Origin of the sequence: Chryseobacterium gambrini, assembly GCF_900156825.1 — a bacterium.
In the GTDB taxonomy this organism is placed as follows: domain Bacteria; phylum Bacteroidota; class Bacteroidia; order Flavobacteriales; family Weeksellaceae; genus Chryseobacterium; species Chryseobacterium gambrini.
The window spans coordinates 742,041-767,218 of sequence record NZ_FTOV01000001.1; the positions used below are offsets into that span (position 1 = coordinate 742,041).

Annotated in this window: 24 protein-coding genes; 15 read left to right on the forward strand and 9 right to left on the reverse strand. The window is 36.2% G+C overall.

What is annotated here, in order from left to right; genetic code table 11:
* The first annotated feature begins 1 nt into the window (after position 1).
* The 14 genes from BW951_RS03390 to BW951_RS03455 all read left to right on the forward strand — a co-directional run bounded on the left by BW951_RS03390 (position 2) and on the right by BW951_RS03455 (position 18,334).
* Entirely contained in the window at positions 2-1,141 is a 1,140-nt protein-coding gene (locus BW951_RS03390) for an FIST signal transduction protein (protein WP_076390498.1), read from the forward strand.
* A gap of 2 nt (positions 1,142-1,143) precedes the next feature.
* Entirely contained in the window at positions 1,144-3,390 is a 2,247-nt protein-coding gene (locus BW951_RS03395; RefSeq protein ID WP_076390499.1) for a PAS domain-containing hybrid sensor histidine kinase/response regulator, read from the forward strand.
* Between the two features lie 119 nt (positions 3,391-3,509).
* Positions 3,510-3,950, forward strand: a complete 441-nt coding sequence (locus BW951_RS03400) for a response regulator (protein ID WP_076390500.1) — start codon at positions 3,510-3,512, stop codon at positions 3,948-3,950.
* A gap of 5 nt (positions 3,951-3,955) precedes the next feature.
* Positions 3,956-4,687 carry a polysaccharide biosynthesis/export family protein gene (locus BW951_RS03405; protein ID WP_083477485.1) on the forward strand — a complete coding sequence of 244 codons (732 nt, stop codon included), beginning with the start codon at positions 3,956-3,958 and terminating at the stop codon, positions 4,685-4,687.
* Between the two features lie 12 nt (positions 4,688-4,699).
* Positions 4,700-6,847 carry a GumC family protein gene (locus tag BW951_RS03410; RefSeq protein WP_076390501.1) on the forward strand — a complete coding sequence of 716 codons (2,148 nt, stop codon included), beginning with the start codon at positions 4,700-4,702 and terminating at the stop codon, positions 6,845-6,847.
* Positions 6,844-8,070: a lipopolysaccharide biosynthesis protein gene (locus BW951_RS03415; protein ID WP_076390502.1), complete on the forward strand. Its 1,227-nt coding sequence runs from the start codon at positions 6,844-6,846 to the stop codon at positions 8,068-8,070. The genes BW951_RS03410 and BW951_RS03415 overlap by 4 nt, the downstream gene beginning before the upstream one ends.
* A complete protein-coding gene (locus BW951_RS03420; protein WP_076390503.1) occupies positions 8,061-9,176 on the forward strand; it encodes a glycosyltransferase family 4 protein in 1,116 nt (371 codons plus the stop codon). The genes BW951_RS03415 and BW951_RS03420 overlap by 10 nt, the downstream gene beginning before the upstream one ends.
* A 1-nt stretch (position 9,177) precedes the next feature.
* Positions 9,178-10,470 (forward strand): O-antigen ligase family protein, encoded by a 1,293-nt coding sequence (locus BW951_RS03425; protein WP_076390504.1) that lies wholly within the window; start codon positions 9,178-9,180, stop codon positions 10,468-10,470.
* A 132-nt stretch (positions 10,471-10,602) separates the two neighbouring features.
* Entirely contained in the window at positions 10,603-12,912 is a 2,310-nt protein-coding gene (locus tag BW951_RS03430; protein WP_076390505.1) for a nucleoside/nucleotide kinase family protein, read from the forward strand.
* On the forward strand, positions 12,909-13,649 hold the full coding sequence (locus tag BW951_RS03435) for an acyltransferase (RefSeq protein WP_076390506.1): 741 nt from the start codon (positions 12,909-12,911) through the stop codon (positions 13,647-13,649). The genes BW951_RS03430 and BW951_RS03435 overlap by 4 nt, the downstream gene beginning before the upstream one ends.
* Positions 13,597-14,829: a glycosyltransferase family 4 protein gene (locus BW951_RS03440; protein WP_076390507.1), complete on the forward strand. Its 1,233-nt coding sequence runs from the start codon at positions 13,597-13,599 to the stop codon at positions 14,827-14,829. The genes BW951_RS03435 and BW951_RS03440 overlap by 53 nt, the downstream gene beginning before the upstream one ends.
* 2 nt (positions 14,830-14,831) lie before the next feature.
* Entirely contained in the window at positions 14,832-15,908 is a 1,077-nt protein-coding gene (locus BW951_RS03445; RefSeq protein ID WP_076390508.1) for a glycosyltransferase family 4 protein, read from the forward strand.
* Positions 15,909-16,035: 127 nt separating this feature from the next.
* Positions 16,036-17,247: a DUF1972 domain-containing protein gene (locus BW951_RS03450; RefSeq protein ID WP_076390509.1), complete on the forward strand. Its 1,212-nt coding sequence runs from the start codon at positions 16,036-16,038 to the stop codon at positions 17,245-17,247.
* Positions 17,248-17,266: 19 nt separating this feature from the next.
* Positions 17,267-18,334 carry a glycosyltransferase family 4 protein gene (locus tag BW951_RS03455; protein WP_076390510.1) on the forward strand — a complete coding sequence of 356 codons (1,068 nt, stop codon included), beginning with the start codon at positions 17,267-17,269 and terminating at the stop codon, positions 18,332-18,334.
* A 267-nt stretch (positions 18,335-18,601) separates the two neighbouring features.
* Here BW951_RS03455 and BW951_RS03460 read toward each other — a convergent pair whose 3' ends face one another.
* From BW951_RS03460 to BW951_RS03480, 5 genes are all read right to left on the reverse strand, one after another.
* Positions 18,602-19,012, reverse strand: coding sequence for a 5-fold beta-flower protein (locus BW951_RS03460; RefSeq protein WP_076390511.1), 411 nt, complete (start codon positions 19,010-19,012; stop codon positions 18,602-18,604).
* Between the two features lie 100 nt (positions 19,013-19,112).
* Positions 19,113-19,673 carry an alpha-ketoglutarate-dependent dioxygenase AlkB gene (locus BW951_RS03465; protein WP_076390512.1) on the reverse strand — a complete coding sequence of 187 codons (561 nt, stop codon included), beginning with the start codon at positions 19,671-19,673 and terminating at the stop codon, positions 19,113-19,115.
* Positions 19,663-20,130, reverse strand: coding sequence for a hypothetical protein (locus tag BW951_RS03470; protein ID WP_076390513.1), 468 nt, complete (start codon positions 20,128-20,130; stop codon positions 19,663-19,665). The genes BW951_RS03465 and BW951_RS03470 overlap by 11 nt, the downstream gene beginning before the upstream one ends.
* Positions 20,131-20,323: 193 nt before the next feature.
* Positions 20,324-21,022, reverse strand: a complete 699-nt coding sequence (locus BW951_RS03475) for a hypothetical protein (protein WP_076390514.1) — start codon at positions 21,020-21,022, stop codon at positions 20,324-20,326.
* A 111-nt stretch (positions 21,023-21,133) separates the two neighbouring features.
* Positions 21,134-22,243 (reverse strand): SMI1/KNR4 family protein, encoded by a 1,110-nt coding sequence (locus tag BW951_RS03480; protein ID WP_076390515.1) that lies wholly within the window; start codon positions 22,241-22,243, stop codon positions 21,134-21,136.
* Positions 22,244-22,438: 195 nt separating this feature from the next.
* Between BW951_RS03480 and BW951_RS22625 the strand changes: the two genes are divergently transcribed.
* Entirely contained in the window at positions 22,439-22,585 is a 147-nt protein-coding gene (locus BW951_RS22625; RefSeq protein ID WP_175608777.1) for a hypothetical protein, read from the forward strand.
* A gap of 91 nt (positions 22,586-22,676) precedes the next feature.
* Here the strand turns inward: BW951_RS22625 and BW951_RS03485 are convergent, their stop codons facing one another.
* The 4 genes from BW951_RS03485 to BW951_RS03500 all read right to left on the reverse strand — a co-directional run.
* Positions 22,677-23,315 (reverse strand): hypothetical protein, encoded by a 639-nt coding sequence (locus BW951_RS03485; protein ID WP_076390516.1) that lies wholly within the window; start codon positions 23,313-23,315, stop codon positions 22,677-22,679.
* A gap of 45 nt (positions 23,316-23,360) precedes the next feature.
* Complete coding sequence (locus BW951_RS22630) at positions 23,361-23,975, reverse strand: immunity protein Tsi6 family protein (protein ID WP_228427479.1); 615 nt, start codon at positions 23,973-23,975, stop codon at positions 23,361-23,363.
* An 11-nt stretch (positions 23,976-23,986) separates the two neighbouring features.
* On the reverse strand, positions 23,987-24,556 hold the full coding sequence (locus tag BW951_RS03495; RefSeq protein WP_076390517.1) for a pentapeptide repeat-containing protein: 570 nt from the start codon (positions 24,554-24,556) through the stop codon (positions 23,987-23,989).
* A gap of 113 nt (positions 24,557-24,669) precedes the next feature.
* The coding region (locus BW951_RS03500; RefSeq protein ID WP_139326086.1) for an alpha-2-macroglobulin family protein at positions 24,670-25,178 on the reverse strand (509 nt) is incomplete at its 5' end.

A 25,178-nucleotide genomic window follows, 5' to 3' on the forward strand; every position in this document is an offset into this window, starting at 1 on the left:
CATGAAAGTCGCTAAACTACTTTTTGCCGACGGAATCTGGAAATCTGAAATAAATGATGAAAATCTGGACTATCAGAAAGCTCAGCTTGTTTTGGGATACGGTTGCCGGAACACCCTTGAAAACCCTGATTTTTTTGAGGTAATGAAAGCCAAATTTCCATATGCAGAAATTGCTCTATCTTCTTCATCAGGAGAAATTTTCTGCAATGAAGTTTTTGATGAAACCGTAACAGTTACCGCCATTGAATTTTCTTCATCTTACATCAAAACACAGCAGATTGATATTAATGATTTTCAGAACAGCTATGAAGCTGGAAAAGCACTTTTTAAAAATATTTGTCACGAAAATCTCAGGTGGGTATTTGTACTTTCGGACGGAAGTAAAGTAAATGGAAGCCAACTTGTAAAAGGACTGAACGAAGGACGTCCCGAAGGAGTTTTAATTTCCGGCGGATTGGCAGGTGACGGAGATCGTTTTGAGAAAACCGTTGTCGGTCTCAATGAAGTTCCCGTATGCAACAAAATCGTTGCCATTGGCTTCTATGGTGAAAAATTAGAGCTTTCTCACGCATCATTCGGAGGCTGGGAAAGTTTCGGACTGGAAAGAACCGTTACAAAATCCCAAAACAACATCCTCGTAGAAATAGACAATAAAAATGCTTTAGACCTCTATAAAAATTATCTGGGTAAATACGCAGAAGAACTTCCAAGTTCTGCCCTGCTCTTTCCGTTATCTTTAAAACTCGACGAAAATTCTGCTCCGGTGGTAAGAACAATTCTCTCCATTAATGAAAAAAGCAATATGATGATTTTTGCGGGAGATCTGCCGGAAGGAAGCCGCGTACGATTTATGAAAGCCAATCTGGATCGCCTCATTGATGCAGCAAATGATGCTGCGCATGGATGCCTTCAGATGAATCCGGATCCAAAGCTGGCAATTATTGTAAGCTGTGTGGGAAGAAAAATGGTGTTGGGAGAAAGGGTTTCCGAAGAAGTAGAGATTGTAAGAGACGTTTTAGGCACCAAGACCGCTCTTAACGGCTTCTATTCTTACGGTGAAATTTCTCCGGTTAAACCTTTCGGGGAATGTGCGCTTCATAATCAGACCATTACCATAACCACTGTAAATGAAACGGAATAACCATGGAAACCGACTTGCACAATTTACTCAGCAGACAGATCAAAAAATATCTGACGGAAGATTTCAAAAATCATCCGCAGTTTAACAATTTCATTAACGCAGTCAACGATTCCTACAAATCTTTTGAACGGGACAAGGAGTTAACCGATCATGCATTCAGACAGAGCGAAAAAGAATACAAAGAGCTGTTTAATGATCTGAAAAAAGAAAATGAACTCAAACAGGAATCCATTTCAAGCCTTTATGAATCTTTAAGCCTATTGGATTCTGCTTTTGATACCAAAAAAAATAAAGACCTTAAAGAGCTTTCCTTATACCTCGCCGAACAGCTTAAAGAAAGAAAAAGAGTAAAACGTCAGGAAGAAAAATACCGCAATATTATCGCAAATATGAATCTCGGACTTATTGAGGTGGATAATGACGAGATTGTACGGTATGCCAACCAAAGCTTCTGCAACGTTTCGGGTTTTGAACTGGATGAAATTATTGGTAAAAATCCTTCACAGCTTTTCGTGCAGGGAGAAGCCAATCTGGAATTTATACAGGAACAGATCGAACTGAGGGAAAAAGGAATATCCAGTGTTTATCAGCTTCCGATAAAAAATAAAAGAGGCGAACTGAGATGGTGGGCTATCAGCGGCGCACCAAACTATGACGATCACGGAAATCTTTTAGGCTCCATAGGAATTCATCTCGACATCACCGATCAGAAAAAACTGGAAGAAGATCTCAAACAGGAAAAATCTAAAGCTATTGAAGCTTCTAAAGCAAAAGAAGTCTTTTTAGCCAATATGAGCCATGAAATCCGCACACCACTTAATGCCATAATCGGTTTTCTAAGAGAGCTTAAAAGGCTGGATCTCACAACCACACAGAGCCAGTTTGTAGAAAACAGCTTCAACGCGGCACAGCATCTTTTGTCGATTATCAATAACATCCTCGATATTTCCAAAATAGAATCCGGTGAGATGTCTCTGGATAACACCGTTTTCTCACTGAAAGAATGCATCAGTAACATCATCAGTATTCTTCAGCCTAAAGCAAGACAGAAAAAAATACTGTTGAAAGCCAAATTTTCAGATGATCTTTTCTCTGAATTTAAAGCCGATGCGCTTAAGATAAAACAGATCTTATACAACATCATCGGAAACTCTCTCAAATTCACCAATGTCGGCGAAATATGCCTGGAATGCAACGTCAGAAAGGATTTTCCCGACCATCAGAATCTTGAAATCCGAATTACCGACACCGGAATCGGGATCAGCGAAGAGTATGTAAAGCAGATCTTTAAAAAATTCAATCAGGAAGACAGCTCTATTTCGAGAAAATACGGCGGAACCGGTCTTGGTATGGCAATTACACGGGAACTGATTTATCTGATGAAAGGAGAAATAAAGATTAAAAGTAAAAAAAATGTAGGAACAGAGATCAGCATTTTTCTGGATATGACTAAAAGCATCGGAAAATCGGAATCCAAAAACATCGAAGTGAAAGAGCACATTTCCATTGAGGGAACACGCGTTCTACTTGTGGAAGACAACGAACTCAATCAGCTGGTTGCAGAAAATTCTCTGACGCATTTCGGATGCGAAGTGACAAAAGCAGACAACGGAAAAATAGCCGTGGATATTCTTTCAAAAGAGCAGTTTGATATTATTCTGATGGATATTCAGATGCCTGAACTGGACGGGATAGAAGCCACTAAAATTTTAAGAAAAGACTTCAGACTTACCACTCCTATCATTGCGCTTACCGCCAATGCTTTCAAAACAGAAATAGATAACTGCATTGCTGCAGGAATGAACAGCTACATCACCAAACCTTTTGACGAGGACGAACTGCTGAAAATTATTTATAAAAATATTAAAATGCAAAATACATCAAAAACCAGTAACCCGGAAGAAGAAAAAATTCTTTATGATCTCAAAAACATTCAGGCTTTAAGCCGCGGAAATGATGATTTTATTCAAAAAATGCTGTCCATATTCATCACGCAGACACAGGAAACCATTCCGATGGTGGAAAAAGCTTTTGAAGAGAAAAATTATGCCGAAATAGCACGCCTCATTCACAGAATAAAACCAAGTATTGAAGGTGTGGGAATCTACTCCATCAAAGAAACCGTAAAAGATCTTGAAGTAAAATCCAAAGAGCAGCAGACCGATTTCCCTGAACTGTACACTATGTTTCTGGAAGTAAAGGAAACACTCTTCAAGACAATAAAACAACTGGAACGGGAAATTAGATAAACCCTTTCCAAAATAAAGAGATTTTCCATATTTTGGAATCAAAAAAATAATTAATGTATTGATTTTCAAATAATTAAATAAAGGCACAGTAATCGCGTTATTCTATTCAAATAAAAAAGATGGAAACAAATAACAAAAATTTAAAGTTTTTTATTGTAGATGACGACAGATTTTGCGCCACCGTTTACGAGCAGTATCTGAAAAACAATCATTATGAAGATATTTCCTCATTCAGCAGCGGAGAAGAATGTCTGGATGAGCTTTACCAGAAACCCGATATCATTTTCCTCGATCACAATATGGAAGATCTTAACGGTTTCGAGGTTTTAAAAAAGATAAAAAGATACGATCCGAACATTTACGTCATCATGGTTTCTGCACAGGAAAATATAGACACTGCGGTAAATGCCCTGAAATACGGTGCTTTCGACTATATTGTAAAAGATGCCAATGTATGCGAAAAAATGACGGAGACCATAGAAAAAATATTAAAAATTAAAGAAGAAATGTCTCAGAACCAGCGTAAAGGTTTTAGAAAATTCTTTTCAGTTTTATTTTAGATCTTATGTTAAAAAAACTCATACTCTCATCCTTTTTCCTGATGCTTCTGGTATCCTGTAAAACCTACAACGTACTTGAAGAGGAACAGGCAAGCCGAAATATGCAGGATTTCAGCTATGACCCCAACTATGAATACAGAATCCGTAAAGACGACAAAATTACGCTTTCCGTTTGGGGACAGGATGATCTGAGTGTGGGTTCTGTATACGGAATTTACAACTCCAATGAAGTATACGGAAAATGGCTTCTGGTAGACATCAACGGAAATATAGAAATTCCAAAATTGGGAACAACTCCCGTTGTAGGGAAATCTCTTCCCGAACTGAAGGAAGAAATAAAAACAAAGCTTAAAAAATGGCTGGTAAATCCTATCGTGGATGTAAAAGTGCTGAATAAAGAAATTGCCGTGATGGGCGAAGTGAGAAATCCGGCGGTAATTCAGGTGGATAAAGACCAGAATACTTTACTGGAGCTGGTTTCCAAAGCAGGAGGATTTGAAATGTATGCCAATTTAAAATCCATTAAAATTCTGAGACAGGAAGGCGAAAACGTTCGCGTTACCAATATCGATCTTACCAAAATGAAAGATGTTCCGAACCAGAATATCCTTCTTCATCCGGGAGATTACATCATTGTTCCTTCCAAGAAAAGCAAAGATTTTGATAAGAGAATTTCCACCATTATTCCTTTTGCAACCGTTACTTCCGCAGCCGCGATTCTGATAGGATTATTATAAAATTTGATGACCATGAACAACGAGAATGTAAGATTTCTGAAACCGCTGTTACGAGGATTTCCCATCGTCGTTCTTGCCATGATTATTGCGGTTTTGGCAGCAAAAAAATACCTCAACTATGTAACGCCGATGTACGAAAGCACCGCAAAACTGAAGCTTGCGGATACACAGGAAGGTGTTCCGAGCGCAAATCTCTTCAAAGATTTCGATGTTTTTGCCACACCAAACAAAATAAGCACAGAAATAGAAGTTCTGAAATCGACGTCATTAATTGAAAAAACACTGGAAAAGCTCCCCTTTTCCACCGAAATTTACAGAAAAGGAAAGGTACGTTCCGTAGAATTGTTCGGCGATTCTCCGATAAAGGTGGAAAGCATTCTAAACGATGAAAAAAATTACGATAAAAAATTTATCATTAATATAACTTCAAATCAGAATTTTACAATAAAAGCCTCCGATTCTGCCAAAGAAGTAAAAGGCACTTTCGGAGTTCCTACAGCCATTAAAGGAGGAAAACTCCTGATCACGAAAAACGACAGCTACCTTCAGTCCAAACCCGGTGCAAAAATTGTCGATCAGTATGAAGTTGAATTCCTGAGCAGAGAAAAGCTTCTGGATAAGGTAAATAAAAACCTGGATATTGTTTCGGTGGACAAAGATGTTCCCGTTATCAGAATCAATTACAAAAGCAATGTTCCTGAAAAAGCAAGTCTTCTCGTAAATACTCTTGCAGAGACTTATATTCAGGATTATATTGAAAATAAATACCGCGCTGCCAATACGACGGTTGACTTTCTGAAAAATGAAATCGGACAGGCAAACAATAAGCTTTCCGGTGCAGAAAATCGTATAGAAAATTATCGAAACAAAGAAAATATCATCAATATTCCGCAGGAAACAGAAACCGATCTGAGAAAAATATCCCAGCTTAAAATTCAGAAAAGCAATCTGAAAATGAATCTGGATGCCATTAAAAATCTCAATAATTATATTTCTGAAGGAAAAGACAACTATCTTGAACTTGCCCCAAATTTTGAAGCATTCAACGACCTTCTTTCCACCGAAATGGTGAAAAATATGAAACTGCTTCAGGCAGAAAAAAAAGAATTGCTCTTAATCTACACTCCGGAACATGAGAAAGTAAAGGTTATTGATTCTAAAATTAAAGATCTTACCGATTACCAAACTGAAAGCATTAAAAACACCCAGAGAAACCTACAGATCAAATATAACGACATCGACCGCGATATTCAGATTGCAGAACAGGCTTTTATCGGGCTTCCCGAGAAAGAAAAACTGCTGAACATCATGAACCGTGAGTTTAATCTTTACGAAAAAAACTACAACTTTCTGAACGAAAAAAGAATAGACGCAGAAATTGCCAAAGCGGCAAAAATTTCTTTTCATAAAATTATTACAAGAGGAGAAATGCCAAAACAGCCGGTTTCGCCGATGCGATCCATCATCATTATTGTTGCAGCCATTATGAGCATGATCGGTTCTATTGCCCTCATCTACGCCGTACATTTTGCAAAAGCCAAAGTGAATGATGTATATACCATCGAAAAAAACAGCACCATTCCTGTTGCATTTACAACGCCTTATATTAAAAATAGAGAAAACATAATGCATCACTTTCTCGAGAACGTGCTGGAAATGGAACTGAAAGAAATCATTAAAGATAAAAACCTCATCTGCATCACGTCTTATGATAAATCGAAACAGCATATGTTTCATTCGAAAAACATCATAAAAGCCTTACAGGCGCAATCCAGAAAAGTATTGGTTATTGATGTGGCAGGAAATTTAGAAAATATTGAAAACATCGATTATATCGACTTTTCAGAAGAAAAAAACTTAAGATTAACTTCAACGGATATTGAAAATCTGATCCGTGAAAAAATGACAGGAAATGATCTCTGCATCATCAACAATCAGTCGATAAAACAAGGCAAACTTCCTCTATTATTCCTGAAAATGGCAGATGAAAATCTGTTTGTTTTAGACAGCCGGAAAACAGCCGAAAAAACCATTATGAACGTAGAACTTCTGAAGGATGAATACAAACTGACCAATCTATGGTTTGTGCTGAATAAAGAAGGCTATAACCCGAGTTTAATGACCTCTATTAAAAGTTTTGTAAACAGAAAAAGATCGTGAAAAAGCTTACAGAAATATTTCGCAGACCCACATCTCTGGTTTTCGCAGACCAGTTGATTTTCAGCGGAACAAATTTTCTTCTGACGTTTTTACTTGCCCGAAAACTGAATATTTCAGATTTTGGTCTCTTCTCGTCTGTGCTTTTGGTGACGTATCTTTTGGTAGGCATCTGCAACGCCATTGTAGTACAGCCTTTCCAGATTCTGGCAGCCAAAGAATTCACTAAAAAATCGCTGGGCTTTGTTTTTCAGGCTTCAGTAGTTTTAATAATGATTTTCTCTGCCTTACTGTTGATGGCTAAATTTCTGCCCGTTTCTGCACTGGCGTTTTTTAAAGATAATCTATTGGCGATCATCGCTTTTGCGGCAGCATATGTTTTTCAGGATTTCCTGAGAAAGGTTCTGCTTACGATAGACCGCATACAATTGGTGCTTTTTATCGACAGCATCTTCCTTCTTGTTTTTCCTTTAATCTGGTTTGAAAACAGTCTTGATTTAGGAAAAAGTCTTCTGATCATTGCTATCGTCAACGCCATTGCTTCCCTTCCCGGAGTTTGGTATTGTGTGAAAAATGCAGAATTCAGTTTGAAAAATGCTTCCCTTTTTCATTATCATGTTACAGAAGGAAAGTGGCTTTTAAGCGCTTCGGTGGTTCAGTGGTTTTCCAGTAATTTTTTCACGCTCGTTGCGGGAATTTACTTAGGAGTCAATGCTTTGGGAGCTTTGAGGCTGGTTCAGTCTTTTTTCGGGATTATTAATGTCATTCTTCAGACCGTTGAAAATTATTACCTTCCGAAAACAGCCCAGCTTCATTATCAGGATAAAAAAGAAGAAAAAAAATCCCTGCTTTTCAGTATGTCGAAAGGAATGATGGCTTTAGGAATTCTGATCATCGGTTTCTTTATTTTTTCAGAACCTTTAATTACGTTATTGGGCGGAGAACAATATAAGCAGTATGGCTTTGTTATTAAACTTATTTCGGTATTATATGTTGTGATTTTGTACAGCTATCCTACCCGACTTTCCATAAGAGTTCTGGAGCAGAATAAAGCTTTTTTTACAGGATACTGCATTTCGTTTGTGTTTTCAATACTCAGTTTTCATTTTTTACTGAAATACGGAGCACTTTACGGCGCAGTTGCTGGTCTTGTAATCAACCAGATTCTAATGATCGTGTACTGGAAAATTTTACTTAACAGAAAACAGATTTCGGTATGGGCATAGTACATTTGATATTGGGAAAAGCAAATCCTGAAAAGATGAACGGCGTAAATAAAGTCGTGTACAATATAGCGACCAAACAGGCTGAAAACAGGCAGGATGTAGAAGTTTGGGGAATTTCCGAAAATACAGAGATCAATTACCCCGAAAGAAACTTTAAAACGAAGATTTTTAAACGGAAAAAAAATCCTTTTTCCATTCCTGAAGATCTTCAGAAAGAAATTATAAACAGCGGCGGATCTACGGTTTTTCATCTTCACGGCGGATGGATTCCTGTATTTTCGTCTTTAAGCAGATTTTTGCAGAAACACAAATTCAATTATATTATTACGCCCCACGGTGCGTACAACGCGGTCGCAATGCAGAAAAGCATGATTACCAAAAAGCTTTACTTCGAGTTATTTGAAAAAGCGGTCATCAAAAATGCTGTAAAAATTCATTGCATTGGCGAAAGCGAAATGGAGGGTTTACAGTCGATTTATCCAACCCAAAAAGGCACTTTAATTCCATACGGTTTTGAAAGAGTAAAAGAAGACTTTTCTTTCAGTTCCCAAAAGGAAAGTCTGATTTTCGGATTTGTTGGACGGCTGGATATTTACACAAAAGGTCTGGATCTGCTTGTGGAAAGTTTTGCTGAATTTTCTAAAGCGGATCCTTATTCTGAATTGTGGATTGTGGGCGACAGCGACGAGAAAGCCGAACTACACCAAAAGATAAAAGCATTGGGAATTGAGGATAAAACAATCCTTTTCGGAAGTAAATTTGGCGAAGAAAAAAATGATCTCCTGAAAAAGATGGACGTTTTTGTGCATCCCTCAAGAAACGAAGGATTGCCGGTTTCCGTAATCGAAGCCGCAAATTTCGGGAAACCCTGTATTGTTACCAAAAACACCAACATTGGCTATCTTGTTGAACAATACAATGCGGGAATCAATATTCCGTCGCCTCAGACAGCGCTCCTTACCAAAGCATTTTTCGACATTTCCAAAATCTGGAAAGATCGGCAGAATTATGAAAAGATCTGCGGAAATGCGGTAAAAATGGTAGAAGAAGCGTTTGACTGGAACAACATTCTTGATGAAATGAATACCAAACTCTACAACTGCTGAAATGGAAACATTACCTCTTCATCATCAGCAATTTCTTAAAAAGCTCAACAATCAGCTGTTTATTATTCTGCTGCTTATGGTGGCGTGTTTTTTTACGTGGAGCGAAAATGTAAACATTACACGAGCCATCAAAGTAGTCGGAAGAATGGGCGTGATGATCTCTTCTATTCTCCTGTACCGGAAAATCATCAGATACGGAAGCATCAATTCTTTAGAATACAAAAACATATTTTCGCCTATTTTATACATCTGCTATTTAATTTTAGGCTTTATATCATTTTCCTGGAGTACCAATCCGGGATTCAGCGCTTTGCAATGGTTTATGACCTTTCAGAGCTTTGTTTTTGCTTATTTTTTCGTAAAAAGTCTGAAAATTTTAGACGTTTATTTCGAAGGTCACAACATCAGACTGTATCATCTTCTGGGAAATACTGTTTTCGTTCTTCAACTGGTTTTCGTCATCGGAATGTGGATTAATCCCGATGTATTTTTCCGGCTTACAGACGGTGGCGAAGAAGCCAGACTGGGCGGAACAATGATGAATCCCAACGAGCTTGGAATGCTTGCAGGAGTGGGTTCTGCATGTCTTATTTTTGATCTCTACCGCTTTAAAAAGAAAGTCTGGACCATCATAAAAATTCTTGTCATTTTATATGCTTTATTCATGACCGGATCACGATCTTCGCTGATCGGCGTTTTGCTGATTGTCTTTTTCCACATCAACCAGACCAAACAGAAAACCCTTAAATTTGCCATTATTGCGCTTGTTGCCATGGTTGCTCCTTTCGCGGTATATACGGTTATTCTGAAAGGCGGCGATCAGGAAAGGCTGGAAGAAATCATGAGTCTTACAGGAAGACTTCCGTTTTGGCAGGCTTTAATTACGGAAGGTTTACCCAGAGAACCACTTTTGGGTTTTGGCTTTATGAGGATCGATTACAAAGAGTTTTTCCAGAGCGCCCATACGTATCCGGGAAAAATGACGCACAATACTTTTATGCAGGTTCTCATGAATCTTGGATTTATCGGGTTTACCATTGTTCTTTTTCAGGTATTTTTTACCGTAAAATCCATATTGTCTGAACAGAAGGAACTGAAACTGATGCTCATCGGGATTCTTATTCCTATCGTGATCAATTCCTTTACAGAATTTGGAATTTTCGGGGAAAGTAATTATGGGATCATGTTCTATCAGATCATTATATTTTCCATTGCATTCCGTAACAACAATCATCTTACAAGGTTGCAGAAAATCATTCTTAAGAAAAAAAGACCGGAGTTGCTGCCGGACTAAATTTCCACAGAACAGTATTTTTTCCATATTTTGGAATTTAAATTCAATTAAAAAATTCGTAACTAATTAATTATCAGCATTTTAATTTTTTGGCAGATATTTTTATACTATTTTGGTATATCAATAATCATCATGAAAACATTATTTAGAAATACAGGGTACAAATTGTTTACAAAACAGGAAGAGAACAGCAAGAAAATCTCTTTTTCGTACATCAAAAATCCTGACGGAACAGTAAGGTGGTTTTGGAACTCAGATTCCTCAAAGCCTTTATTTCTAAAATTTTACAATGCTGCCACACCGAAAGCAAAACTTTTCGAGGTATTGGTAAAAACGGTTTTTGCGCTGCGTTTACAGAAAATTGTTTTTAAGAAAGAGGTTCTTTATTATGTAAAAAACAGTGAGCCGGTTTTTAATATAGAAAACGACTGGGCTATTTTTACAGGAACTGTTGGTCCCAACAATAAGGCACTTCTGTTCAGCGGAGGATATTTTTACAAGATCGCGGAAACAGATTCTGCTAAAAAGCTGATTGCTACAGAAAACAGAAATCTGAGAAAAATTATTTCTGGCAATGTATTGCAGGTTCCGGAAGCTTCCATGATTAATGAAAACATTCTTAAATTATCTGATATTTCAAAAGGCGGAATGCGTGAAAATTCTTTCACGAAAATTCATGCGGAAGCATTGAAAATGATTTCCTTACACCATGAAAGAAGCGTGAAAATATCGGACTGGAAGTATTTTCAGAAGGTGAAAGAACAGTTTTTAAGTGTTGATGATGAAAGAATTCCGAAAAACATCCTCCGAAAGATAAAAGCGATCCTGAGACACACCAACGAAGATGAAAACATCGATGTCGCCTTTTCGCACGGAGATTTCACCTCATGGAACTGCTACGTAAAGAATGAAAAACTAGCAGTTTACGACTGGGAACTGTCTTCCACAGAAAAACCGAAAGCGTTCGATTTCTTTCATTTTATCATTCAGAACGGAATTTTAATCCAGAAAAAAAGCTGGAAAGAAATTTATACAGAAATTGAAGAGAAAAATAAAATTACCTTCCGGTTCAGTGACGCGGAACTTCAGAAATATTTAAAATTTTATCTTCTGACGAACACGTTATCTTACCTTACCATTTATGCGGCACAGGAAGAATGGCATATGCAGATTCACTGGCTGTTAAAAACATGGAATGAAGCTTTAAATATCATTCTTAAAGACTACTCTACCGAAAGAGAACTGGTCATTTTAGATACTTTCGATGCGCTTTACCATACCGATTATGCGGCTTTGAAATTTCACAACGAAGAACCGGAAAAGCTGAAGCTGAATTCTGATATTGATATGATTATTTCTTCTGAAAACGCGCAGAAATTAGTCAGTTATTTATCCGGACACAGTCTCGTACAGAAAGTTTCAACGGTGAAAAAATCTTTTATGCAGACAGTAAGAATCGTTACGCTTCAAAACGAAATTCTTAATCTGGATCTTATTCATCAGGTAAAATGGAAGCATATACAGATCATGGAGGTTTCAAAAATCCTTGAAAACAGAAGAAAAAACAGATTTGGCGTTTATAAAGTTTCAGAAAAAGACACTGCCCGATTTATTGATCTGTTTTACAGCCTGAACGATGCAGAAATTCCTGAAACGCACGAGAAATTTGTTTCAGAACATTTAAAATCAAACAAAATAACCGACAGAGAACTTACCATTAAAACCCTGAAAATGAAAAACGAAAACAGAGGATTCAGTTATTTTAAAAATATTGTTCATTATTTAAAAGATTCATTTGCAGAAAAAGGATTCATCATCACATTCAGCGGTGTAGACGGAGCCGGAAAATCTACCGTGATCTCGGAAGTTTCCGAACTTATTGAAAAACGTTACAGAAGACCTGTAAAAGTTCTGAGACACAGACCTTCCCTGCTTCCGATCCTGAGTGTATGGACCAAAGGAAAGGAAAAAGCACATGAGGACGCGGTGAATTCTTTGCCAAGACAGGGAAACAACAAAAATTCTCTTTCTTCCTTATTACGATTCGGATATTATTATACAGATTATATTTTAGGACAGTTTGTTATTTACACAAAATATGTTTTGAGGGGAAAAATAGTTTTATACGACAGGTATTATTTCGATTTTATTGCCGATGCAAGAAGAAGCAACATTCAGCTTCCGAAATCCGTAACGGAGACAGGATATCATTTCCTGATGAAGCCGGAGTTCAACTTCTTCCTGTACGCCGCGCCTGAAAAAATACTTAGCAGAAAAAAAGAACTTTCGTATCACTCGATTTGCGACCTTACTTCAGAGTACAGTTCCCTTTTCTCTAAACTGGAGAGAAAGAACCAGAGAGTGAAGTACTTAGCAATCGAAAACAATGATCTTGATGTGACATTAGGAACGATCATGAACACAATAATCACAGAGAGATGAAAAAGCTTGTCGTAAAAATCATAAAACTAAGAAGTCCCTACTTTACTATAGATGATGATCTGAACTCCGGAGCGGTTCTGCAGTTTATCTGGATCCAGCTCTGGAGCATCATCAGAGGTTTCAGGATGCTTCTCTCTTTCAGAAATCCCAAAGGAATGCTTTTAGGCAAAAGAGTAAATTTCTTTAATGTTTCTAAAATAAAATGGGGAAAGTTTCTGCGTCTGGGAAATGATGTGTATGTTTCTGCCCTTGCAAAACACGGAATTGAATTTGGAGACAATGTATCGATAGGCGCTTTCAGCAGAGTGATTGTTTCCACCTCTTTTAACAATATCGGAGAAAAAATAAAAATAGGAAATAATGTCGGGATCGGAGAATTTGCTTATCTGGGCGGTTCCGGAGGTCTTGAAATCGGAGACGAATGCATCGTAGGACAATATCTGAGCTGTCACCCCGAAAATCATAATTATGAAGATCCTGAAACATCAATCCGGCTTCAGGGCGTTAACAGAAAAGGAATAAAAATCGGGAAAAACTGCTGGATCGGAAGTAAAGTAACGATTCTGGACGGTGTGGAAATCGGAAACGGATGTATTCTGGCTGCAGGAAGTGTAATTACGAAATCTTTTCCGGACAACAGCATTATCGGCGGAGTTCCCGCTAAACTTTTAAAAACAAGAACCCATGAAAACCAATCAGACGATACTCGCAACGTGCTACGCCATCAATCCGTATAAAGGATCGGAAGATGCGATGGGATGGAATTTTGTGTATCAGATCGCCAGATTCCGTAAAGTTTTTGTGGTAACGAGAAAAAACAATAAAACACATATTGAAAAATACATGAAGGAAAATCCAGATCCGTTGTATCAGAACATGAATTTCCTTTATTTTGATCTTCCCTACTGGATGCGTTTCTGGAAAAAGGGAGGTCGCGGTGCGCTTCTGTATTATTATCTATGGCAACGAGGCATTGTTTCATTTGTAAAAAAACAGAAGGTGGATTTTGACATTGCCCACAATGTGAATTTTCATAACGACTGGACGCCAAGTTTTTTATGGAAATTAAAAAAGCCTTTGGTTTGGGGACCTGTAGGACATCATCCTCTCATTCCTAAACAATATCTGAAAGATTATTCCCAAAAATATTTCCTTAAAGACCGTTTAACATGGATGGTGAAAAACTTTTTCTGGAAACTTTCGCCTTCTCTGAAGAAAACAGTTCAGCATTCTAATCACATCTGGTGCATGAACAGCGGAGTTCCGGAGAAGCTTAAAGTTAAAAAAGATCAGTATTCGCTTTATCCTTCGGTTGCTTCGGAAGATTTTTATCAAAAAGATGAAGTGGCGGTAAAATCGGATTTTGCCGTAATCAGCGTAGGAAGATTTGTTCCTTTAAAAGGTTTTGATCTCACGATCCGTTCATTCATTCAGTTTATCAGTGCGCTTTCTGAAGAAGAAAAAGCGAAATGCAAGTTAATTTTGGTGGGAACCGGCGAACAAAAGCAGTTTTACAAAGATTTAATTCAGCAAAATAATGCTGACAATTATATTGAAATCATTGAATGGATCGACCGCAGAGAGCTGATGAAAATGTATGAAAAAGCTTCGGTTTTTCTCTTTCCGTCTCATGAAGGAGCAGGAATGGTGGTTCCGGAAGCACTTTCTTTCGGACTTCCGGTTGTCTGTCTTCAAAATGAAGGTCCCGGAGAATTTATTACCGAAAAATGCGGTTTTACTGTTCCACAGCAGGAATATGATCAAACGGTAACGGAATTGAGCGATGCTTTAATGAAATTATTTTCAGACAAAGATCTTCAGCACAAAATGAGCATTGAAGCCAGAAAGCATTACCTCGACCGATTTTCCTGGGAAAAAAGAGGCGATCATCTCAATACAATCTATAACCAAATTTAGCCATGAAAAGAATTGTATCTGTTCATCTTCTGAATGATTACAGCGGAAGCCCGAAAGTTCTGATGCAGCTTCTGAAATCCTGGACAAAAAACGGGATGGATACGCATCTTTTTACTTCAGGCGGAAGAAAGGGTTTTTTGTCTGATATTCCCAAGGTGAAAAATCATCTGTTCTGGTATCGCTTTTCATCCAATGCTCTGGTAAGAATTGTTAATTTCTTTCTGAGTCAGTTTTTCCTGATGATCAAATTGCTTTTTTTCCTGAAAAAGAGTGATCTGGTTTACATCAACACGGTTTTGCCTTTCGGGGCGGCAATTGCAGGAAAACTAAGAGGGTGTAATATTATTTATCATATCCACGAAACTTCGGTAAAGCCGAAACTATTTAAAAATTTTCTTTTTGGAACAGCAAAAATGACTGCCGATAAAATTGTTTTTGTTTCGGAATATCTTCTGAAACAGGAATCTTTAATTAACAATCAGGAATTGCTGTACAATGTTCTGGAAAGCGATTTTGCCGAGAAAGCAGACCATTTCCGAAATGTGGAAAAAGAAATCCCTGTGGTTTTAATGATCTGTTCTTTAAAAGTTTACAAAGGAGTTGACGAATTTCTGGAATTAGCCAAAAAAAATCCTTATTACATTTTCAAACTTGTGGTGAATGCGACGGAAAAGGAAATTCAGGAGTATTTTAAAGAGATGGAAATTCCGAAACAGCTTATTATTTATCCTACCCAAACGGATACGCATCCTTTTTATCAGGAAGCCAGCGTGATTCTTAATCTGTCTCATCCTGATCTTTGGGTGGAAACATTCGGACTTACGATTCTGGAAGGAATGCGTTACGGCTTACCTGCGATCGTCGCGCCTGTAGGAGGCGTTACAGAGCTTGTTGAAGACCATAAAAACGGTTTTTTAATCGATTCTAAACACACAAATGAACTTTCTGAAAAATTAAACTACATTTTGAACGATCCATCGGTCTACAAATCCTTCAGTGAGGCTTCTTACGAGAAAAGTCTTCTGTTTTCCGAGGCGTATTTTGAGAGAAAATCTCTGGATATAATTTCCAATTTATAATCCATTTTCCAGATTATGGAAATCCGGCACACTTTCAATAAATTATAATTAACACATTTTCATTACGTTACATTATTTTTCACAATTTGGAACACAAATAGTCATAATATGTTAAAATAAAATAATTATGAAGACAAAAGTAGCAATTATAGGAACGGTAGGTCTGCCTGCGAAATACGGAGGCTTCGAAACCTTAACTGCTCATCTTGTAGAAGAGCTTTCCGATACGTATGATTTTACGGTATACTGTTCTTCAAAAAAATACAGCAAGGAAGAGAGAATCGAAAGCTGGAAAGGGGCAAAACTGAAGTATCTTCCTTTAGACGCCAACGGAATCCAGAGTATTCCTTACGATACATGGTCTATTTTTCATGCATTATTCCGAAGTGATGTTCTTCTGATTTTAGGCGTTGCCGGAGCGTGGCTTTTACCATTAGTAAAATTATTCACCAATAAAAGAATTATTATTTCCATCGACGGAATTGAATGGAAAAGAGACAAATGGTCTGTTCCTGCAAAATTATATCTTTGGTGGGCGGAAAAACTGGCGGTAAAGTTTTCTCATATTGATATTTCGGATAACGAATCTATTCAGGATTATACTTCTGTACGCTATAAAACAATAAGCCGCGTTATTGAATACGGAGCGGATCATACGAAAATAAACCGTGTTCCGTCTGCTGAAAATCTTGAAAAATACCCTTTCCTGAATGAAGAATATGCGGTAAAAGTATGCAGAATTGAACCTGAAAATCATGTCCATACGATTTTAAAAGTATTCAGCACGCTTCCTGAACGCAAGTTGGTTTTAGTCGGAAACTGGAAAAACAGTGAGTACGGAACAAATCTGAAAGAACAGTATTCAGGATTTAAAAATATTCTCCTGCTCGATCCTATTTACGAACAGGAAACCATTGATCTGATCCGCGGAAATGCTTCTCTTTACATTCACGGGCATTCTGCGGGAGGAACCAATCCTTCGCTTGTGGAAGCCATGTTTTTAGGTCTGCCGATCATCAGCAACGGCGTTTCTTACAACAGAACGACAACCGAGAATCAGGCTTTTTATTTTTCGGATGAAAATGAGCTTAGAAGTATTCTGGAAGAGGTAAGCAAAGAAGATCTGGAACTCTGCGCCGGAACAATGAAGAAAATAGCGGAAAGAAGATATACCTGGAAAAGAATCGCAAAAAAATACAGTCAGCTTATCGAAGAAACCTTTACTATCAGCGAAAAGACCAATGTTATGCCCAGAATCTCTGAAATTGATGAGGCAATTCTGGAAAAGTACAATGTAGAGCATCTTAAGCACATCAAACTATTCAACAACTCTAAATAAACTGCTAAAAAACGAGGCTATGAAAAACTTTGTAGAACTTTCTATATACGGAATTCTTGCATTCATCCTTTCGATGTGCGTCATTCCGCTCATGAGAATGATTGCCCAGAAAATTAAGCTGGTGGATGTTCCCAATGCAAGAAAAGTGCACCAGACTGCTATTCCGCTGATCGGAGGTCTTGTGATCGGGCTTGTTGTTTTTTTGCTTTTATGGATTTCTGATGACAAAAGCTGGAAAGATATTCTTCCGATCATCATTACTTCCTACATTATGCTTTTTGTGGGAACGCTGGATGATAAAACAGACATCAGAGCGATCTACAAGTTGGGAATCCAGATTTGTGTGAGCGTGATTATTGCGACTTCAGGCATCCGGATTACCACTCTTTACGGACTTTTCGGAATCCATGAAATGAATGTTTATTTTCAGTACATTCTTACGGTGCTTATTATTACAACGGCAGTAAATGCTTTTAATCTTATTGACGGAATTGACGGTTTGGCAGGAAGTGTTGCAGGAGTAGGTTTTGCTTTGTTTTTTGTTATTGCTTTAATTGAAGGACATTTCGGACTGGCAAGAATCGGGTTGCTTTTCGTGGGAAGTATTGCTGCTTTTTTACAGTATAATTTTTCTTTGAAGAACAAAATTTTTCTGGGAAATTCGGGTTCTTTATTTCTGGGATATTTGTTGATTTGTCTGGGAATCTACATTACGAAATTCGACAGAGGTTCGGAAGAGTTTCCTTACGGTATTTTCTTTATTCTTTTTGTATTCACGATTCCTGTGATTGATTCTGTGAGAGTGTATGCGGATCGAATTTCGCGGGGAAAATCGCCATTCAAGGCGGATAAATCGCACATTCATCATCATCTTTTACAGTTGGGTCTGTCTCACAAAAGAATTACCTTAACTTTTGTTGTTCTGAATATCGTGACATTTATTGTTCAGTATGTGTTTTTTCCGAACTACTCTATTTATACGACGCTTATTTCATTCTTTGTCTTTATATTCATCTTTAAAATTATTAAAGTGCTGAATCTTTTCCTTACGTGGAAAAAGAATATTAAAGACATGGAAAATTCATAAAAATAAATTTTGAGATGATTATCCGATAATTTTAACACAAAGTGCGCAAGTTTTTTTAATACTCACAGCTTTTAAGTAGGCAAAGGTACTACCATAAACTATTCACTAAGCAAAAAACACAAATTTCATATAGAAATTACAAATAACATCCAACTTTTATACATCTTTTTTATTTGCCCTTAATAAAAAGAATACTCCGGACAGGAATTGTCAGGAGTATTTTTTATATCTGTTTAAACTGATTGAAAGTTTAACTGTGTTGACTTATTAATTCAGCTTGAAAAAGAAAAATGCAACTGCCGCCCATTCTTTTTTAATTCCGCTTGCATAACCGATGGTGGAATGACTGCCGTTTTCTACCGTTCCGTTATCTTTAATATAACCAATGGTTGAGTGACTGCTGTTTTCCACGGTTCCGTCCTTTTTTACGTAGCCTACGGTAGAACTGTTTTTGTTTTGTATGGTGCCGTCACTTTTAATATAACCGATTGTAGAATGGCTGCTGTTTTCGATGGTTCCGTTTCCTGTAATATACCCTACTGTGGAATGGCTGCTGTTTTCAATGGTTCCGTTGCTTTTGATGTATCCTGCTGTACTGCGGCTTCCCGATTCTATGGTTTGTGCGCTTAAAAGAGATAAGTTAAACAAAACAGCACAAACGAATAGTGCTTTTTTCATGGTTTTTAAAATTTTTAAATTCTTCGAAATATAGGAAGTTTTTATTGAAAATGAAATACCACAGGAAAAAACGCACTGTAAATTAAAATATGAGCTTTAATTAAGATTTTTTTATCTTTCTGAAAGTGATTGATATCCTTCTTTTTCTTGGGATTGCTGTATTTTGCCATTGATCGTTTTTTACGGCTTTGATCCCGTGTTTCCAGAGGTATCTTGCGTCTCCGCTGAGTAGAAGAATGCTTCGGGGATTCAGTATTATTTCATGTTTTTCCGAATCTTTTGAAAACTGCATCACACAGGAAGAAAGTAAGCTTACGGAAACTATTATGTCTTCAAAGCAAGGTACACAGTCTATATGGTTTGATATTCCCTGTCCCGGTTCATATTCGTTGATGATGACCTGATCGAAAGACTGTTCTATATTAAAAGTTGTTTTAATCTTTTTTTCTAATGTAAGAAGCCAATCCGGAAGTTCACCTTTTCTTACACGCTGATTGATATTTTTCTTTTTGTAGTCGTAAATATAACCATAATGCTGAACTCTTCTCTTTAGACTGTTGTCCCACTCTTCTTTTTCAATCTGTAAAAGAATTGCTTTTTCTTCGTCGGAATTTAAAAAATCATCCTGATAAAAAAGTCCGGAAATTATATTATTCTCCATCCTCAATTGCTAAAATATATTGTAACAAATCTATAAAGTTTTTATGAACCGGTTGATATCCTGACTCCAATTCAGTAGAAACCCAGATTGAATTTTCATTTTCATGTGTAGCGTGATATCCGTAAAAAATTATCTCATCATGATGATCCTGATAATGATCTGCCAATAAATAGATATCTGCATCATTCAGTAACGGAGAGGTCAAAAGACTTGGATTCAGCCAGTCGTCGAAACCACAAATACCAACATCAAAACCGTCTCCATAAATATTGCAGCCTCCATATTGACTTAAAAAATAAAAATAAGCATCGTCTTTTATAAATGTTGCCTGCTTCATGATTCCCAGAGTTTCTTCTTCCCAGAGATTTTCTATTCTTTCTTTATTTAAAGTTTCGAGCCTGTATTTTGAAGCGATTTGCTGCATGAGGTTGTCGACTTCGATAATTTTTTTAATCATAAATATTTTCAGACATTAACCAATATGTATTAAATTTAAGTTCAAAGATTTTTCTGTTTTACTTTTATCAACATTTGCTTTTAAAATACCTGTAAACTCATTAATTTTTCAATCACAAAGAAATACAATCTATTAATTTTCATTAATTTAATATATTTTCAAAATACAGGATAGATTCTTACCGCATATTTCTTCATTTAAACTCCTGAATAACAAAGGAATTTATTTTATTTTCCCTGTGAAAGTCAGCAAGAAATTCATTATACCCTTCTAAATTTGTAGAAATTAATAGGTTTTGGAATTCCTTATCCTCAATAACAGACATTGCCCAATAAATTTCCTGTCCGATAAATCTGTCGACATCCTTCTGTTTTCCATCTGCAAATAAAGCATTAAGAGAACTTATTAAGCCTGCATTCATCGAATTGTATTCAAGAGGTTTCTTAAAAAAATCTGTAACAAGGCTGCAAATAAACTCATAGTATTTCTTTCTTAAAAATAAGCTTTTATCGCCGTCGTTGTTTGTAAATTCGTAAGTTTCTTCATTAATTCCTTCAATAATAAAGCTTACAATATCGTTCTCTTTTTTATAGCGAATATACCATTCCCGATATTCTTCGTCTGTTTTATTTTTTAGAAGATGCTTTATAGTCCAGTTATTCTCTATAATACAAATTGCCCAGTAGAAAGGCATTTCAGTAGTTATAATATACACGTTGTGATAATCTTCCAGTGTATTTAATAGATTTAAAAAATGTCTGTGAAACCCGTTTTCCGGCAACGGCTCTTCAAAAAAGTCTGTAATTGTTGCACAGACGAGTTTGTAATATTTTCTTCTGAGAAAAACAGATTCATTACCAAATTCGTCGGTGTAAATGTATTGGTCTTCCATGGTTATTTTGATCAGAAACAGTTTTTTAAGTGTTTTACTCGAATATTTTTTATCTTACTCTATTATATCTTAATTTGTTAAAAATTCTATGAAATGTAAAAAAATAAACTATCAATAACGAGATAAGATCCCATTAAATCTGCTGTCGTTTTTATATTTCTCAATCATTGCATCATCAATCAGAATTTTATCCATTCCGAATTTTAAGGCAAGCTCAAGACTTTGGAAAAACCGCTCTTCTGATCCCATATCGAAAAGTATTTCCGCTTTTGTACCGTGATATAAACCAACTTCAGGTTCCAGATCTAATGCTTTATCGATATAATCCATACTTTTTTCTGTAAAACCTGCAGTCCGCAATTTATAAGCACGATTATTGTATGCGAGCGCTTTTTGTGTATTGGCTTCAATAGTGGTATCGTATAATGAAAAAGCATGATCTAAATTGCCTCTTTCCTGATATGAGAGTGCCAGATTCTCAATATCGTAACAGTAGTAGTTAACAACAGCATCAAGTCCTTCAATGGTATTTTCAATCAGGAAAGATAAAAATCCTTTGTTACCAGCAATTTTGCTGGCTTCCTCAGTTTTCAAATAATCTTTTATATAAACCGAGTCCTGTATGTATTCGCCTTTTTCGTCAAAGATTAGCGAAATATCCAGTTCTTCAGGATTTTCGTATTCGTTAGTTTCATCATTAAAATAAAAATAATAGAATTCACTGTAAATATCTGGAATACTTTCTGAAGTAATCGCTGCATCGTGATAAAAGATCCGTATCTGTTTTCCGTTATCAGCAGTATCGAATGCAAAATCATTCCCTGATCCGTCGGTCGCGAAATACATATATTTATTTTTAACCTGTAGCGCATAATATTCTTCGGAAATATTATCCAGCACATCGGATACAGATGATAATTGTATACCCAATCCAATGCTGTACTGTCCGTATTTTTGGCACCATTCTATATAATCTTCAGGATAATTATGGCTTCTGAGAAGATCTATTTCCGCGGAAGTAACAATCTTTTCTTCATCAATCCAGATTGGATTTCTGTAATCCGCATCATTTTTAAAACCACTAATAAAACTGAAAAAATCGTCAAAATCTTTAATATTTGACAATTTATGTTTGTTTTTCTTTATCGCCTTTACCAAGTTTTCCAAATTGGCGTTAAATTCTTCTTCGGTTTTTGCATTAAGACCGTAATATCTTCCCATAAAACAAATATAATAAAAACAGGAAGATTGTTTAATCTTGTAGATTATTGTTTTTAAAAACTATAATATTAAGAATCTACACTTCCGATTTTTCTGTTGTATTCAATTTTGTTTCAAACATGATTACAATAAAAATTTACTCTCATTATTATTCACCTCCAAGAATTCAGAACATACTTTGTGAAATTCATTTCCATGTCTTTTATTCGGTCTTCGAGAGCTGCAATTCCTTTTGTAAGATATTCCTTTTTTTCAGGATCAGTCAGCGTATGGATTGCATCAAAACCCGGTGCCGGAGTAGAAATCGGAGCGGATAATTCAATGGTGTCGCCGTTTTCATAAATATAATAATAATACCCGTCTTTTTTTTTCTAAAAGGTTTTTCATGATTATTAAAATTAAAATATAATTTCCCTCATTCAGATCTAACCATCTATGATTTGATTTTTTCAGCCTCTTCAATATTATATCCAATTCTCTTATCATCTTTTAATAAGGAACTGAAAACCTCAAAATATTCCTCAAACCTGTGTTTATCATAATGAACGATAACCGGAAAAAGCTGACTTGCCTGATAATGTTTTTCATTGTTCAAAGCGCTTTTCATCGCCTCTTCAATTTCTTTCAGCAGTGGTCTGCAGTCTTTTTTCAATAGAAAATCTTTCAGACAGGATTCAAAAAACCTATGTCCGTAAATGCTTAAGAAATGTTTTACATAAGGATATAATTCCTGTTCTTCTTTTCCATTGAGTGTCGAAATGTATAATGCATCCACGATAACATCATACACATTATCTTCATTATAAATTCTGTGAGGCTCAAAGCTGTGCTTTTCATCCCATTTTTCAGAAATGAAACGGTCAAGCTGATGGAATCCTTCCGGACTTGCCCAAGCAACCAAAATAAGCATTGCCTGATAAGAAATGTAGGGATTTTTATGTTGAAGCAAATGTTTCAGTTTTTCAACACGGTTTTCGTCTGTTTTTCCGATGAGCTGTACTTCTGTAAGATCGTAACCTTCTTCGCCATCTTCGCTGTAGTAGTACAGCGTATCATATATTTCGTTTTCCAATTCTTCTTAATTAAATAATTTATTTCAGTTAAAATGTCCGTAATTTTAAGAGTTCCAAATCCTGATATCTTCTAAAAAAAGCATATATCTTCCGGGTTGATATTCGCCGTAGGAAAATAAATAAATCAGATCATTTTTCTTCAGATAATATATTTCCAGTTCTTTTTCAGAAATGTATTTTTCAATAATATTATTGATCCGTTTAAAGCTGTTTTCTTCCACCATCAGATCAAAACTTTCATGATCTATTTCTTTTTTCAGTTCTTTTAACGGATGGTCACAAAAATCAATCAACCTGATTTTCTGATGATTAACCTCAAATACTTTGTTTACACATTCTCTTTTATCTCCATCAAACAGGAGTTGCCTGAAACTTTCGGATGATACATGATAATCAAATGCTCCTCCGAAGATATCAATTAACAATTTTGCATATTCATCATTTTCGTAATCGAAGTTTTTCACCGCCAAATGTCCTAAAGAATACCTTTTGTATAATTCGTTTTCAGAAAAAACAGTAGTATTCTTTATTATTTTTTCATCAATATCAAGTAATTGATTATAGATGGAATGATACATGGGAATTTCAGGAGATAATTTTATTAGTTCCTCCGTTTTCTGTATCGCCAGATTAAGGGTATCTCTGTACGATTTTTTCATTTTTTCACTGTTCAGGCGGATGTACATTTTGTTTGTCTTTTTAATTCTTCTACAGCAATGATATTTGCACAGTCATTTATCTTCACAGGATACGCTTTGCTGAATTTCAGATCTTTAAAATCAAGATTCTGAAACCGACAGTCAGAAAAAATTAAACCATCCACTTCTACCAACTGAAAATTTGAGCCAGAAATTATACAATTTCCAAAATAACTCCAGCCTAATTTTAAATTCTTAAAAAGACAAAACTCCACGGAAGTATCATAAAACTCTGCTTTTGTTGTTTCACTTTCTAAAAAAATACAGTTTTGGAATCTGCACTGGTGAAATTCACACTTTCTGAGATACGAATTTTCAAAATTGACCGAAGAAAAAACACAGTTATAGAAAGAACTTCCGCCCAGATTTACATTTCGGAAAACTCCGTTTATAAATTTTGTATTACAAAACACAGCTGAATTTAAATTTTCATCAAATAATTCCATATTGCTCAACTCTTCATTTTCAACGTTCAGCTGCTCTCCTCCTTTATCATGTATCCAATTTTTATGAAGCTGTATTTTAATTTTTATATTTTCCAAATCTTAAAATTGAAATTTTATTCTTTTTGAAAACTTAAGATATTCTAATTATCGCGTTTTCTTGTATGATTTTTTAAAATATCTTTTTTATCGTTTTATCATTTGTAAACAAATCATTCCGAAATCATCACATTACTTCCTTTCGTATGCGCATTCATCTGCGGTGCGTAATAATTCTGGATCGTGGTAATTCCGTTCGAGAATCTTCCGGATGCATTGGCAACGTAATCGTACTCAAAAACATATTTTCCTTTCGGCATATATTCGATGTAGAAGTTGGTAGAAGCATCTTTGGTCGACTGATAATATCCTAAATTATTCTTCCACTGATACCCCGAAAGTACATCCAAAGGTTCAAATCCTGCTGCTCTCATGTCTTTGATGTGGATGAATTCCATCGGACGATCGGTATTTAAGATCATTCGTACCGTCACTTTATCGCCTACTTTCAATGGAGTTTCCGGAGTGATTTTCTGTAATTCTTCCCCGTTCACGGTTTTTATTTTTCTGTACAGTTCTTTGGTGACGGACAGATAATTCTCGGAAGATTTTATCTTATCCAGATCTTCGTAATACTGCCAGAACAAACCTCCCTGAACAATTCCTGCTCCCGGTTTTGTTA

Coding starts and splice junctions, on each gene's coding strand:
- BW951_RS03435 (WP_076390506.1), top strand. CDS start 12,909: ATGAAAAAGCTTGTCGTAAAAATCATAAAACTAAGAAGTCCCTACTTT.
- BW951_RS03445 (WP_076390508.1), top strand. CDS start 14,832: ATGAAAAGAATTGTATCTGTTCATCTTCTGAATGATTACAGCGGAAGC.
- BW951_RS03460 (WP_076390511.1), bottom strand. CDS start 19,012: ATGAAAAAAGCACTATTCGTTTGTGCTGTTTTGTTTAACTTATCTCTT.
- BW951_RS03390 (WP_076390498.1), top strand. CDS start 2: ATGAAAGTCGCTAAACTACTTTTTGCCGACGGAATCTGGAAATCTGAA.
- BW951_RS03455 (WP_076390510.1), top strand. CDS start 17,267: ATGAAAAACTTTGTAGAACTTTCTATATACGGAATTCTTGCATTCATC.
- BW951_RS03480 (WP_076390515.1), bottom strand. CDS start 22,243: ATGGGAAGATATTACGGTCTTAATGCAAAAACCGAAGAAGAATTTAAC.
- BW951_RS03425 (WP_076390504.1), top strand. CDS start 9,178: ATGGAAACATTACCTCTTCATCATCAGCAATTTCTTAAAAAGCTCAAC.
- BW951_RS03470 (WP_076390513.1), bottom strand. CDS start 20,130: ATGATTAAAAAAATTATCGAAGTCGACAACCTCATGCAGCAAATCGCT.
- BW951_RS03395 (WP_076390499.1), top strand. CDS start 1,144: ATGGAAACCGACTTGCACAATTTACTCAGCAGACAGATCAAAAAATAT.
- BW951_RS03440 (WP_076390507.1), top strand. CDS start 13,597: ATGAAAACCAATCAGACGATACTCGCAACGTGCTACGCCATCAATCCG.
- BW951_RS03430 (WP_076390505.1), top strand. CDS start 10,603: ATGAAAACATTATTTAGAAATACAGGGTACAAATTGTTTACAAAACAG.
- BW951_RS03475 (WP_076390514.1), bottom strand. CDS start 21,022: ATGGAAGACCAATACATTTACACCGACGAATTTGGTAATGAATCTGTT.
- BW951_RS03450 (WP_076390509.1), top strand. CDS start 16,036: ATGAAGACAAAAGTAGCAATTATAGGAACGGTAGGTCTGCCTGCGAAA.
- BW951_RS03405 (WP_083477485.1), top strand. CDS start 3,956: ATGTTAAAAAAACTCATACTCTCATCCTTTTTCCTGATGCTTCTGGTA.
- BW951_RS03420 (WP_076390503.1), top strand. CDS start 8,061: ATGGGCATAGTACATTTGATATTGGGAAAAGCAAATCCTGAAAAGATG.
- BW951_RS22625 (WP_175608777.1), top strand. CDS start 22,439: ATGTCTTTTATTCGGTCTTCGAGAGCTGCAATTCCTTTTGTAAGATAT.
- BW951_RS03465 (WP_076390512.1), bottom strand. CDS start 19,673: ATGGAGAATAATATAATTTCCGGACTTTTTTATCAGGATGATTTTTTA.
- BW951_RS03410 (WP_076390501.1), top strand. CDS start 4,700: ATGAACAACGAGAATGTAAGATTTCTGAAACCGCTGTTACGAGGATTT.
- BW951_RS03400 (WP_076390500.1), top strand. CDS start 3,510: ATGGAAACAAATAACAAAAATTTAAAGTTTTTTATTGTAGATGACGAC.
- BW951_RS22630 (WP_228427479.1), bottom strand. CDS start 23,975: ATGAAAAAATCGTACAGAGATACCCTTAATCTGGCGATACAGAAAACG.